This window comes from Rhodococcus sp. IEGM 1306, from assembly GCF_036541985.1.
Taxonomy (GTDB): Bacteria; Actinomycetota; Actinomycetes; order Mycobacteriales; family Mycobacteriaceae; genus Rhodococcus_F; species Rhodococcus_F qingshengii.
Map to the genome: position 1 here is coordinate 175,856 of NZ_JAZHFF010000004.1, position 13,093 is coordinate 188,948.

Below are 13,093 nucleotides of genomic sequence, written 5' to 3' on the forward strand. Positions count from 1 at the left end.
AATGAATGTCTGAAATGTCAGACTCTCACGAGTCTCCTCCAGCGCACTCGATCACGTCCAAAAACGCATGAGGGCGTTACCGAGCATGGCGTAGTAGTCGGACACACCGCTCAATTCGAAGATCCAGTAGATCGCGTCGAAGAAGACGACATTGATCTGTGGGACGAACAGGAGCGCAACCAGCAGGAGCAGTCCGTACGGCTTGAACTGGTCGAGTTGGTGCCGTGTGTTGGGTGCGAGGTAGGGCTCCAATGCGTTGTAACCGTCCAGACCGGGGACTGGTAGCAGGTTCAAAACTGTTGCCATGACCTGCAAGAAGGCCAGGACACTGAGGCCGGCCCAGAACGTCAGATGCTCGGCCGATGAGCCGTACGTACGTATGACGACGAGGAGGATCACGGCGGCGACGGCGTTCGTGAACGGACCGGCGAGCGATATTCGGGCCTGCACCTTGGGCGGGAACATCCCGGTGCGCAGGTACACGGCGCCGCCGGGAAGCCCGATGCCGCCCAATGCGATGAACAGCACCGGCAGACCGATCGAGAGCATCGGATGGCTGTACTTGAGCGGGTTGAGCGTCAGGTAGCCACGAGCCTCGACGTCGGTGTCTCCATGACGCCACGCCAGATACGCATGGGCGAACTCGTGCAAGCACAGCGTGACCACCCAGCCTGCAACCACGAGAACGAAAACACCCGCTCGGCCCGCGATGGAGCCCCACGTCGAGTTCCAGGCGACCACTCCGGCGATGACAGTGATCGCAACTACGCCGAGGAAGACAGGGCTCGGCCGAACCGCCGACCGTGCTGCTCCGGTTCTCACCTGACCAACAACCAAGTTTTGTCATGCCGGTAGAAGGTCGAACGCTTGAGATCGCGTGGGTTGGCCACCCCGTCGCGAACCAGACGAGCCGCGGGCGAGCCCAGCTGAATGGCTCGGCCTTCCAGCCAGCGTCGCCCGCCCCAGCGACTCTTGCGATCCACAGATGCCTTGATGCCGGGGAGCTTGGGACTCGGCACTATCCGGATGCCGGGGACCGTGCCGGAGAACAGTTTGTTGTCGTCGACGTAGGCCTCGCCGATCAATTCGGCGGCATCGGCCGGACCCGTGACAGTTGCCGCACCTACCAGCGCGATTCCAGCGTCGTCGCGGATGAGCGGCACGGTGTGGACTGTGCCTCTCAACGCCGTGCGCGCAGCTCGCGCACCCGTTGCGAGTTTGTACGCGTCGGTTGCGTCGGACCTGTTCTCGGTGACGTAGGCGAGTTCGACGTTGAGTCGCTCCAGTCGCATCAACCGTGTCAAAGCCGCGGCAAACGCGCCGTCGTTACCGACGACGATCAAGCGCGGTTCGGTGACGACCTGCAGTTGAGACAGGGCCTCGTCGAAGTCCTGCTTCTCCGGAAGTTCAGGGACAGTGAACGACGTGAGTTCACCCAGGGGGAGTGGAACCGGCGAATCGCCACATTTGAGCACCACAGGGGTCAAAGCCACTCCTAGCTCGATCAAGACTTCTTCTCGGGTAGTGGGACCTCGCCACCCTTCCCCGAAATGGCCGTCCGAATCACTGCCGACGATCTTAGTGCGAGTCTCCGTGTCGACTCGTAATCGTGATGGTCACACCGCCAAATTCTGGACCGTCAGGTCTGGTCTGGTGCTCTGGGCTAGACTGCTCCTTCGGTCACTGCAACAGTTCGGCGCTGCATCATGTGCGCGGAAGCCAGGCAGTACCAATGCGGCGGGACAACTGCTGCACGTCGACCGTAGGAGACAACGTCATGCCGGCAATCGTCCTGATCGGCGCCCAGTGGGGCGACGAAGGTAAGGGCAAAGCTACAGATCTACTGGGCGAGCAGCTTCAGTGGGTCGTGCGATACCAGGGCGGTAACAACGCCGGACACACCGTGGTTCTGCCGAACGGTGACAAGTTCGCACTGCACCTCATCCCTTCCGGAATCCTCACCCCCGCCGTCAACAACGTCATCGGTAACGGTGTCGTCGTCGACCCGGGAGTGTTGTTGACCGAATTGGCAGGCTTGGAAGAGCGCGGCGTGGACACGTCCCGCCTGCTGCTTTCCGCTGATGCGCACCTGATCATGCCGTACCACGTGGCCATCGACAAGGTCACCGAACGCTTCCTGGGAGCGAAGAAGATCGGCACGACCGGCCGCGGTATCGGCCCGTGCTACCAGGACAAGATCGCCCGTGTCGGTGTCCGCGCTGCGGACGTCCTGGACGAGAAGATCCTGACCCAGAAGGTCGAAGCAGCACTCGAATTCAAGAACCAGGTGCTGGTCAAGATCTACAACCGCAAGGCACTCGACCCGCAGCAGGTCGTCGACGAGGTCCTCACGCAGGCCGAGGGTTTCAAGCACCGCATCTCGGACACGCGTCTGGAGCTCAACCTCGCCCTCGAGCGCGGCGAGACCGTTCTGCTCGAAGGTTCGCAGGGCACTCTGTTGGACGTCGACCACGGTACGTACCCGTACGTGACCTCGTCCAACCCCACCTCGGGTGGTGCGGCGGTCGGTTCGGGAATCGGTCCCACCAAGATCACCACGGTGCTCGGCATCCTGAAGGCGTACACGACGCGTGTCGGTTCCGGTCCGTTCCCGACGGAGCTGTTCGACGATCACGGCGCATACCTGGCGAAGCAGGGCGGCGAGGTCGGTGTCACCACCGGACGCGCTCGTCGTACGGGATGGTTCGACGCTGTAATCGCGCGTTACGCGACGCGCGTCAACGGCATCACCGACTACTTCCTCACCAAGCTGGACGTGCTGAGCAGCCTCGACACGGTACCGATCTGTGTCGCGTACGAGGTCGACGGTGTCCGCCACGACGAAATGCCGATGTCGCAGAGCGACATTCACCACGCCAAGCCCATCTACGAAGAGATGCCCGGCTGGTGGGAAGACATCTCGGAGGCTCGCACCTTCGAGGAACTGCCGCAGAATGCGCAGAACTACGTGCTTCGGCTCGAAGAGCTTTCGGGTGCATTCATCTCCTGCATCGGCGTCGGCCCCGGCCGCGACGAGACGATCGTCCGGCGCGAGATCGTCCGCTGATTCGATTCCTCGAAATCCCCGTTCCTGTCTGCAGGGACGGGGATTTCGTGTTCAAGCCAGCTTCGACAAGTGTGCGGTGACGGTCTTCCAGTCGGGAAACTCGGTGCTGCCGAACTTGATCCAGTCGCCCTCGAATCGATCTGCGCCGTTTGCTCCGCGGTCGTCGACGAGGTAGTCGCCTCGGTTGAGGTGCTTGTGGTGCGAGAGGATCAGACGTTTGTACGCGACGCTGCCTTCCTCCATTCCGAGGTGCTCTTGGACCCACAGCACCTTGTCGTGCCAGGCTGTGGGGTTCTTCCACGGCGCTGTCGAGAGGATGTAGGTGTCGAACTGCTGCGCCAGTTCGTGGTAGGCGTCGATGGCACCGTCGAGTGGGTCCATGCGAGAGAAGATGTGTGGCGCTTCGTCGAGGTCGTTCTTGTACTTCTCCCGGACGCCGTCGGTCAGGCGATCGATGCCCGACTGGAAGTTGACGAGGGTGTTGTCGAGATCGACGTAGAGAATCTTTTTGGAAGCCGGCATGGAAACCTCTCTGGAGACTTTCTGAGTGCGAAAAGAGTCCAGTTTTACGCAACTGGACTGAGATCAGTGAATTCTTCCCCCTGATCACAATCGCATGGAGGTCTGACAGAGTTGTTCTCGCGGTCCGGAGTTGCGTCGTGGAAGATGCCGCCGAGGGGTGCTGCCAGGCGAAACTGCTCCACGCGAATGTAGGTACCTTCACCTTCGGCGGGTGCGAAGAAGTAGACGAGGGCCACGAAGAGTCCGATGCCGATCAGGGTCGCGAAGGTAGTCATGGACATATGATCAACTCGACTGGCATTGAGTTACATAGCCAAGTTGGCGATACTGGACTGCATGATGACTCGAGTTCTCGGTGCCCGTTCGCTCGCGCGCGATCTGGGGTCCTGGCAGGAAGAGTCCGGACGCAGGCCCGCGTACCGTGCGCTTGCCGACGGTATCCGCCTGCTCGTGCACGACGGTCGCGTTCCGCTGGGGGTCGCACTGCCGAGTGAGCGTGAACTTGCGACGGTGCTCGAACTCAGTCGAACCACGATCACGTCCTCGTACTCGGTGCTACGAGACGAGGGGTATCTGATCAGCCGGCAGGGTTCACGAAGCACCGTGGCGTTGCCCGCCGGCGCGCGGCCGAACGGGTTGATGTTCCGCTCCCACCAACCGGGGCCGAGTGGACCCGTCGTCGATCTCAGTTACGCAGCGATGGCAGCTCCCGCCGCCCAGGTCGAACTTGCGTATGCGTCTGCGCTGCAGGAACTTCCGAACTTCCTGCCCACGCACGGGATGGAACCGGTCGGGATTGCCGACTTGCGTGACGTGATCGCGCAGCGCTACACGGCGCGGGGCTTGCCCACCACTGCCGAACAGATCATGGTGACCTCGGGTGCGCAGCACGCGCTTCGGTTGTTGCTGTCGGTGCTCACCTCACCAGGCGAGCGGGTGCTGGTCGATCACCCGACGTATCCCAATGCGCTGGAAGCGATTCGGCGAAACGGCGCTCGGCCCGTGCCGGTTCCGGTCCGGCCGGAGTTCGCGGCGGCCGGAGCCTGGGATCTCGACGGGATTCGAAGTGCAGCAAGGCAAACCGCTGCGAGAATGGCCTACCTGATCCCCGACTTTCACAACCCGACCGGCCTCTGCATGGACTCTTCCGGTCGCGCAGAGCTTGCGAAGATTGCGCACGAAACGCGAATGACTCTGGTCGTCGACGAGACGATGGTAGACCTGTGGCTCGACGCACCACCGCCGGCACCGGTCGCGTCACATGGGCGAGGCGCGGCGAAAACCGAAGTGGTGACGCTCGGTTCGACGGCGAAGTCCCTGTGGGGCGGGCTACGTGTCGGTTGGATTCGCGCCGATGCCGCGCTCATCACCCAGTTGGTGGGGGCGCGTGCCGCGGTCGACCTCGGTACTCCCGTCATGGATCAATTGGCAGCCGCCTACTTGCTCGCCGACGACCGCTCGTTGCTCGAACAGCGTCGCGAAGTTCTGCGAGAACAGCGTGCGGTGCTTCTCGGTGCAGTGGCAGAGCATCTGCCCGACTGGCGTCCCACCATCGGCTCCGGCGGAATGTCGGTCTGGATGCGAATGTCCGCGCCCGTCTCGACGGCGTTGGCTGCCGTGGCACCCAACTTCGGTGTACTCCTGGCCGCCGGCCCCCGTTTCGGCGTCGAAGGTGCGTTCGAACGATTCATTCGCGTGCCGTACGCACGTTCTCCCGAGGACCTCATTCGCGGCGTTGCGTCCATCGCCGCTGCGTACGACACTCTCGCGACGGATCGCGACACGGCAGACCAACGAATGGTCGTCGTCTGAGAACTGGGTACACACCCTGAAAGCGGTGTGAACCAGGAGGTCGGGCATGACGGCGGTAGACGGTACAGGCGCAGCGGGAACCAGTGCGGCGGAAGCGCTCGCAGAACGATTGTTCGCGGCCACGCTCGGGGCGTCGGAGTTGCAGGCTGTGTATCTGGGCGACCGGTTGGGCTGGTACCGCGCGCTGAGCGATCACGGCCCGCTCACGTCCACGGAACTCGCGGACCGGACGGGGACCGTCGAAAGGTATGCGCGGGAGTGGCTCGAGCAGCAGGCCGTGGCTGGTTATGTGGACGTCAATTCGGATGCCGATCGGCGGTACAGCCTGCCGCAGGCCCACGCCGATGTACTGGTCGACGACGAGAACCTGCTTTTCCTGGCCCCGTTGGCGAGGCTGTTCGTCGCGACGACGTCGTCGATGCCCCGCCTGCTGGACGCTTATCGTCACGGCGGGGGAGTCACGTGGGAATCGATGGGCCCGGACGCTCGCGAGGGCCAGGCGCTGCTGAACCGGCCGATGTATCTCCAGCAGCTCTGTCAGCAGTTTCTGCCGGTAGTCACCGATCTGCACGCCATTCTTCTCGGCGGCGGGCAGGTCGCTGATCTCGGGATGGGGGAGGGCTGGTCGTCGATCGCGCTCGCCCTCGGGTACCCGAATATCGAGGTGCACGGCTTCGACGTCGACGCAGCCTCGGTGAATGCTGCCCGCCGAAACGCCCACGATCGCGGGGTGGACGACCGCGTTCATTTCTCGTTGGTCGACGTGGCCGGCCAAGCCCCGGAGACGGGTCGAGCCGATGCCGGGACCTACGACGCCGTGTTTGCTTTCGAGTGCCTTCACGACGTTCCGGATCCGGTGGGATTTCTGTCCACGGCTCGGGCGATTGCCCAGCCCGGCGCCCCGGTGATCGTGATGGACGAACGAACGGCAGATGCCTTCGATCCCGAGGCGGGTCCGATCGAGCAATTGCTGTACGGATTTTCGCTGACCTGCTGCTTACCGGACAGTCTTTCGCATCCGGGGAGCATTGCCACCGGGACGGTGATGAGGCACTCGACACTCGAAAGTTATGCCAAAGCAGCAGGTTTCGAGAGAGTGGACGTGCTGCCGATCGAGCACGAAATGTTCAGGTTCTACAGGTTGGGCTGACGCCCCCGTGCGCGGTTAGAGAGTCCCGAGGCTCCTTGACCACGCACGGGGCCGAAGGCCCTAGGTCCAGACCGTGTCGATATCCGTCGCCTCACGTGCCGGGGCGGCGGGCGTCGCGGTGGGCGTACGCGAGAAGCGCGGCGCCGGAGCATGCTGGGTGACGCCGTCGAGTTCGATGAGCGAACCGCGTGCCGCGATGTGTTCGTTGGACGGAGCCTCGGCGAACGTGAGGACCGGCGAGACGCAGGCGTCGGTGCCGAGGAAGATCTTGGCCCACTCGTCGCGAGTCTTGGACAGGAACTTTTCGGTGAAGAGCTTCTTCATGTCGTCCCACTTGGACGTGTCCATCTGATGGGGGAGCGTCGCGGGATCGAGTTCGAGGCCCTCGAGCAGCAGTGCGTAGAACTGCGGTTCGATGGATCCGACGGCCATGTACTTGCCGTCGGAGGTCTCGTAGGTGTCGTAGAACGGAGCACCGGTGTCGAGGAGGTTGACGCCACGCTCGTCGGACCAGACGCCGCGACCGCGGAATGCCCACATCATGTGGGAGAGCGCGAGGGTTCCGTCGACCATCGCCGCGTCGACGACCTGGCCCTTACCGGATGTCGAGCGCTCGACGAGAGCCGACAGAATGCCGAAGATCAGGAACATGGAACCGCCGCCGAAATCGCCGACCATGTTGAGCGGCGGGACGGGACGTTCACCCTTGCGTCCGATGGCGTTGAGGACACCGGTCAGTGAGATGTAGTTGATGTCGTGACCGGCGGCGTTGGCGAGTGGGCCTTCCTGGCCCCAGCCCGTCATGCGGCCGTAGACAAGACGAGGATTGCGCTCCGAGACCACGTCGGGGCCGAGTCCCATTCGCTCCATGACGCCGGGGCGGAAGCCCTCGATGAGGACGTCGGCGCGGCTCAGGAGATCGAGAACCTTGGCGACGTCGGCCGGGTCCTTCAGGTTGGCCTCGATGATGCGGCGGCCGCGCTTGATCTGGTCGGTTGCGTTCGAGTCCTGCGGAATCTGCCCTGCGCGCTGCACGATGACGATGTCGGCGCCCATGTCCGCCAACAGCGTCGCGGCGTGCGGGCCCGGTCCCAATCCAGCGAATTCCACGATCCGAATGCCCGCGAGCGGGCCCTTCTTCTCCACAGCTTCTGCAGACACACGCACTCCCAATTCAGACGGTGACAACACTTCTGACCCGACGGTAACCTGTCGGATCGATCAGGTGTGCTCCGGGGCACTGTGTCCGCCGAGGGAGGCGCCGATCACTAGACGGCGGCACCCTCGAACTGAGCGTTGTAGAGACGGAAGTACGCGCCCGCCGCTGCGATGAGTTCGTCGTGTGTGCCCTGTTCGACGATCTTGCCCGCCTCCATCACGACGATCAGATCGGCGTTACGGATGGTGGAGAGCCGGTGCGCGATGATGAAGCTGGTGCGCCCGACGCGCAACGCGGACATTGCTTGCTGCACAAGCTGTTCCGTACGTGTGTCGACCGAGCTCGTCGCCTCGTCGAGAATCAGCAGCGACGGCTCCGACAGGAATGCGCGGGCAATCGTGATGAGCTGTTTCTCGCCGGAACTGATGTTCGACGCCTCCTCGTCCAGCACGGTGTCGTACCCGTCCGGGAGCGTGTGGATGAAGCGGTCGACGAAGGCAGCGCGTGCGGCTTCGTGGATCTCGTGTTCACTGGCGTCGAGCCGGCCGTACGCGATGTTGTCGCGGATCGTTCCGCCGAAGAGCCACGTGTCCTGCAGAACCATGCCGACGTGGTTTCGCAGGTCGGAGCGGCGCATCTGCGAGATGTCGACGTCGTCGAGAGTGATTCGGCCCGAGTCGACTTCGTAGAAGCGCATGAGCAGGTTCACCAAGGTGGTCTTGCCGGCACCGGTGGGGCCGACGATGGCGACCATCTGCCCGGGCCGAGCCGTGAGGTACACGTTCTCGATCAACGGCTTGTCCGGCTCGTAGCGGAACGAGACGTTCTCGAACTCGATGTGACCGACGTTGCGATGGCGTCCGGCGGGCTCGGGGAGAAGCGGCACGTCGATGTCGGGCGACTGCTCGGGTTCGTCGAGAAGCTCGAAGACCCGCTCGGCCGACGCGGCCCCGGACTGCAGGCTCGTCGACATGGACGCGATCTGCGTGAGTGGCTGGCTGAACTGGCGCGAATAGACGATGAACGCCTGAACGTCACCGAGAGACATGTTGCCGCTGGCGACCTTGAGTGCGCCGACCACAGCGAGCAGCACGTAGGTGATGTTTCCGACGAAGTTCATGACCGGCATGATCAGACTGGAGAGGAACTGTGCGCCGAAGGACGCGTCGAGGAGCTTCTTGTTCTGCTCGGCGAATTCACGCTCGGCTTCGGCCTGATGCCCGTACACACGAACCAGGTCGCGACCGCTGTAGTTCTCCTCGATCTGTGCGTTGATCTTGCCCGTCTCGGCCCACTGAGCCTTGTACAACACCTGTGCTCGCTTGGCGACCCTGGCAACGAGGAGCACCGATACCGGCACCGCGATCAGTGCGATCAGGGCGAGCATCGGCGAAATGACGAACATCATCGTCAGGACACCGAGGACGGTGAGCACCGACGTCAGGAGCGAGGTCAACGTCGACGACAACGTAGACGAGATGTTGTCGATGTCGTTGGTGACGCGGCTGAGGATCTCGCCGCGCGGCGTCTTGTCGAAGTACGGAAGGGGCAGACGGTGAAGCTTCGCCTCGACCGAGGCACGCAGGTTGTAGATGGTCTTCTGGACGATGATGTTGAGGAGGAATGCTTCCAACCAGGCAAGTAGCGACGAGAGCAAGTACACGCCGATTGCGAGCATGACGACCTTGCCGATCGCGTCGAAGTTCAGACCCACGCCGGGAACGACGTCGGTCGAATTGGACACGAGGTCGGCGAAGGTCGAATTTCCTGATGCCCGGATGGCGTCTGCGGCCTGCTCGCGGGTCAGTCCGGCGGGCAGGCTCTTACCGATGAACCCGGCGAAGATGAGGTCTGTCGCGTGACCGAGGATCTTCGGCACTGCGACGGAGAGTGCGATGCTGGCGATCGTCGCAGCGACGACGCAGACGACCGCAAACTTGTGTGGCTGAAGAAGCGAGAGAAGCCGTTTCATCGTCGCTTTGAAGTGGCGAGGTTTGGTGTCCGTCGCGGTCAGCGCAGGCTTCGGCTCTTTGTCGGGATTCTCGGGGTTACTCGACTTCGCATCCCCGTCCGTGGATTCGGGTTCGCTCGGGATCTTGGCGAACACCACCGTCGGGGCATCGTCGAAGTACTGGCTGTTGGGGCCGCTCCATGTCGGGTCTTGCGGGCTGGTCATGCGCTCATCTCCGCGGGAATCTGGGAAGCCACGATCTCTTGGTACGTCGGACAGTTGGCCAGAAGGAACTGATGGTCGCCGAGGCCGACCGGCGCACCATCCTCCAGCACCATGATCTGGTCGGCATCGATGATGGACGCGACGCGCTGCGCGACGATGATGACCGTCGAATGAGTCGAGACCGTGCGGAGTTCGCGCCGGACCGCAGCATCGGTGTGCATGTCGAGTGCTGAGAACGAATCGTCGAAGACGAAGATCCGGGGTCTACGAACCACAGCTCTGGCGATGGCGAGACGTTGGCGTTGTCCGCCCGAGAGATTGCCGCCGCCCTGGGCGATCGGAGACTTGAGACCATCGGACAGTTCCCGCACGAAGTCGTCTGCCTGGGCGATGGTGAGGGCTGCCCAGATGTCGTCGTCGGTGGCGGTCGGGTTTCCGTAGCGGATATTGCTCGCGATCGTGCCGGCGAACAGGTAGGCCTTCTGCGGCACGTATCCGAAGTTGGTGAAGAGTTCGTCCTGATCCCAGCCGCGGACGTCCAAGCCGTCGACGAGGACGGCGCCGGCCGTGACGTCGAAGAGTCTGGGGATGAGTGAGACGAGGGTCGATTTACCGCTACCGGTACTGCCCACGATCGCGGTGACCGTACCTGGCATGCATCGCATCGAAACGTTCGACAGGACCGGCGTTTCTGCTCCCGGATACGTGAATCCGGCTCCACCGAACTCGACAACGCCGTAGGGGCTGGTCGGGCGGAGGGGCTGGGCCGGCGCGGGCACGGTCGGCTCGGTGTCGAGTACCTCGGTGATGCGGTCGGCGCACACGGCCGCGCGGGGGATCACCACGGCCAACATGGTCGCCATGACCACCGACATCAGGATCTGCATGACGTAGGCGAGGAAGGCGCTGATCTGTCCGATCTGCATGTCTCCGGTGTCGACCAGATGCGCGCCGAACCACAGCACCGCGACGCTCGACAGGTTGGCGATCAACATCACGGTGGGCAGCAGCACTGCCTGGTACCGACCGATGAGGAGCGAGGTGTCGGTCAGTTCCTTGTTGGCCTTGTCGAAGCGGATCGTCTCGTCAGGCTCGCGAACGAAGGCGCGAATGACACGCATACCGGTGAGCTGTTCGCGCAGTGATCGATTGATGTTGTCGATCCGCGTCTGCATCGTCCGGAAATGCGGGATCAGCTTGGCCACAACGACCGAGACGGTGATGCCGAGCAGTGGCACCGAAATCGTCAGGAGCCAGGACATCTGCAAGTTCTCGCGCAGGGCCATGACGATGCCGCCGATACACATCAGTGGGGCGCTGACGAGCATCGAGGACGTCAGCATGACCAGGGCCTGGATCTGCAGGACGTCGTTGGTGTTCCGTGTGATCAGCGTCGGCGCACCGAAACTGTTGAATTCGCGATCCGAGAAGCTGCCGACGGCTTTGTAAAAGGCGCCGCGAACGTCGTGGCCGAAGCCCATCGACGATTTTGCAGCCAGATAGGTCGATGCGACCGACGCGATGATCGATGCAAGTGAGACCAGAAGCATGATCCCGCCGGTGGACATGATGAATCCGGTGTCACCGCGGGCGACACCGTCGTCGATGATCCGAGCGTTGAGCGTGGGGAGGACCAACGACGCGATGGCCCCGAAGAGTTGAAGTGCGAGAACTCCGGCAAGCAACCAGCGGTACGGCGGGAGGTACGCCTTGAGCAGTTTTGCTAACACGACGGTTCCCAGTGAATTGGCCGGGTTGCCGCTCGTTCGCGATTGATCACAAGCACACGGTATGACAGATCGTGGTCGAGGTTGGCACCGACTCTGACGATTGCATCCTTTTGTCCTATTTGATTGTGATGTCTGCCACATTCGAATTCGAGGTTGGATTCAGGTCACAGTGCCTGAACTGCAGGTTTACATATCGATACAATATGTCACGTTTCTGTTTGAACAAAAACAAACTGGACGTACTTGTTTAGCTTGGCTACAAAGGGGCGGAGCGAACAAAACGTGCGCCGCGTCATAGATATTCATGCAAGGAGTCACACATGGGATCCCTCGGAAACCTTCTCAAGGCCAACGGTATGGGCTGGGGCATTCTCCAGCTTCTTCCCCTGGTCAACATGCTCAAGACCATTCAGGGGCTCGACACCGCGAGCTCGAACTCCTGACGTTCGACCGCTGGAAATCTTCCGAAACAACACAGGAGTAGTCGCATGACATCAATTCAGAATCTCGACGCCTTCCTCAAGAGCGTTCTCGCATTCGTGACCAAGTTGAACGCGGGATCGGCAGACGACTCGGGTTCGGCCGGTTCCACTGCCGAGTAGTTCTCGGTCCCAACTTCTTTTCAACTGCATCCCGACATAAGGAGACCCGACATGGGTTCATTCGAAGACTTCAGCGGCGTCGTCAAGACGTTCATTCCGGTACTCAAGGACCTGTTCACGGCACTCGGTGGTGGCTCGCTCACCCCTGGGACCGGATCGGCGGCTGACAAGTAAGTCCCGTTTGTCCGAAAGTGTGGCTCGCAGTTGTCTGCGAGCCACACTTTCCGCATTTTTAATGTGAGCTAAATCACATTTTTGCAAGGATCGAACAGTAGATGTGCGCCCTGAACTGCAATTACGACTGAAAGTGTTACTGGCCGTTCACCTTGGTAGCTATTTGGTAGCTAGACAAGTGTCGGTAGCCGGTCTATAAATGCAGTCAGCGCCACGGTAGTGCGCTACGTCACAGCTCGGGATGTTGTTCGGGGGCGGTTCAGCCATCCGTGCGGCAGAAGGTCCCGAACCATCTCGGCCACCGCCTGCGGCCGGAATGGCGCTGGAACACCACACCACCTCACATACAGGAGAACCTCCTATGTTCGGATCACTCAGCACCCTCGGACCCCTGCTCACCGCGCTCGGAGCTTTCCTCAAGTCCGTTCCCACCGAATCGCTGTCCGGCGAGGGCGAGGGCTCGTCCACCGGTTCACTCTCGGGTCTGTCCAGCGGATCCGCCGAGTAGTCATCCCTTCCGGCAGGGTCATTCGGCTCTGCCAATCGGATTGCATGCAGGTGCCCTCTGTCCACTGTCGTGGCCGGAGGGCACCCGTGTTTGCGGAGATATTCGTAGTTGCCCTTTTGGCATGTGAACACAGAACTGCGAGTGGCAGCACCTGCGTACGATGGTTCGACGACATCGGCATACGGTCACCGCG

The 13,093-nt window shown here is 62.1% G+C and carries 13 protein-coding genes; 6 read left to right on the forward strand and 7 right to left on the reverse strand.

The genetic code is table 11. The annotated features are described in order from the left end of the window. Positions 1-51: 51 nt before the first annotated feature. Complete coding sequence (locus V3587_RS13295; RefSeq protein WP_283376818.1) at positions 52-822, reverse strand: site-2 protease family protein; 771 nt, start codon at positions 820-822, stop codon at positions 52-54. Next, positions 819-1,493 carry a hypothetical protein gene (locus tag V3587_RS13300; RefSeq protein WP_283376817.1) on the reverse strand — a complete coding sequence of 225 codons (675 nt, stop codon included), beginning with the start codon at positions 1,491-1,493 and terminating at the stop codon, positions 819-821. Before V3587_RS13300 ends, V3587_RS13295 begins: the two co-directional genes overlap by 4 nt. A gap of 284 nt (positions 1,494-1,777) precedes the next feature. Between V3587_RS13300 and V3587_RS13305 the strand changes: the two genes are divergently transcribed. Continuing rightward, positions 1,778-3,067: an adenylosuccinate synthase gene (locus V3587_RS13305; RefSeq protein WP_095972424.1), complete on the forward strand. Its 1,290-nt coding sequence runs from the start codon at positions 1,778-1,780 to the stop codon at positions 3,065-3,067. A 51-nt stretch (positions 3,068-3,118) separates the two neighbouring features. On the opposite strand, the gene V3587_RS13310 is transcribed toward V3587_RS13305, so the two are convergent. Further along, positions 3,119-3,589, reverse strand: a complete 471-nt coding sequence (locus V3587_RS13310; RefSeq protein WP_283376816.1) for a 5' nucleotidase, NT5C type — start codon at positions 3,587-3,589, stop codon at positions 3,119-3,121. Between the two features lie 44 nt (positions 3,590-3,633). Next, complete coding sequence (locus tag V3587_RS13315; RefSeq protein WP_095972496.1) at positions 3,634-3,864, reverse strand: hypothetical protein; 231 nt, start codon at positions 3,862-3,864, stop codon at positions 3,634-3,636. Positions 3,865-3,925: 61 nt separating this feature from the next. Between V3587_RS13315 and yczR the strand changes: the two genes are divergently transcribed. After that, positions 3,926-5,401 carry a MocR-like transcription factor YczR gene (gene yczR / locus V3587_RS13320; protein WP_050655050.1) on the forward strand — a complete coding sequence of 492 codons (1,476 nt, stop codon included), beginning with the start codon at positions 3,926-3,928 and terminating at the stop codon, positions 5,399-5,401. A gap of 46 nt (positions 5,402-5,447) precedes the next feature. Further along, on the forward strand, positions 5,448-6,551 hold the full coding sequence (locus V3587_RS13325; protein ID WP_095972422.1) for a class I SAM-dependent methyltransferase: 1,104 nt from the start codon (positions 5,448-5,450) through the stop codon (positions 6,549-6,551). A gap of 60 nt (positions 6,552-6,611) precedes the next feature. Here V3587_RS13325 and V3587_RS13330 read toward each other — a convergent pair whose 3' ends face one another. From V3587_RS13330 to V3587_RS13340, 3 genes are all read right to left on the reverse strand, one after another. Continuing rightward, complete coding sequence (locus V3587_RS13330; RefSeq protein WP_095972495.1) at positions 6,612-7,712, reverse strand: CaiB/BaiF CoA transferase family protein; 1,101 nt, start codon at positions 7,710-7,712, stop codon at positions 6,612-6,614. A gap of 107 nt (positions 7,713-7,819) precedes the next feature. Next, positions 7,820-9,886, reverse strand: coding sequence for an ABC transporter ATP-binding protein (locus V3587_RS13335; RefSeq protein WP_235171566.1), 2,067 nt, complete (start codon positions 9,884-9,886; stop codon positions 7,820-7,822). Further along, complete coding sequence (locus tag V3587_RS13340) at positions 9,883-11,616, reverse strand: ABC transporter ATP-binding protein (RefSeq protein ID WP_283376815.1); 1,734 nt, start codon at positions 11,614-11,616, stop codon at positions 9,883-9,885. The genes V3587_RS13335 and V3587_RS13340 overlap by 4 nt, the downstream gene beginning before the upstream one ends. A 320-nt stretch (positions 11,617-11,936) precedes the next feature. Between V3587_RS13340 and V3587_RS13345 the strand changes: the two genes are divergently transcribed. The 3 genes from V3587_RS13345 to V3587_RS13355 all read left to right on the forward strand — a co-directional run bounded on the left by V3587_RS13345 (position 11,937) and on the right by V3587_RS13355 (position 12,900). After that, on the forward strand, positions 11,937-12,059 hold the full coding sequence (locus V3587_RS13345) for a hypothetical protein (RefSeq protein WP_260395586.1): 123 nt from the start codon (positions 11,937-11,939) through the stop codon (positions 12,057-12,059). Between the two features lie 210 nt (positions 12,060-12,269). After that, positions 12,270-12,392 (forward strand): hypothetical protein, encoded by a 123-nt coding sequence (locus tag V3587_RS13350; RefSeq protein WP_019749478.1) that lies wholly within the window; start codon positions 12,270-12,272, stop codon positions 12,390-12,392. A gap of 361 nt (positions 12,393-12,753) precedes the next feature. After that, positions 12,754-12,900: a hypothetical protein gene (locus tag V3587_RS13355; protein WP_003944356.1), complete on the forward strand. Its 147-nt coding sequence runs from the start codon at positions 12,754-12,756 to the stop codon at positions 12,898-12,900. The last annotated feature ends 193 nt before the right edge of the window (positions 12,901-13,093 follow it).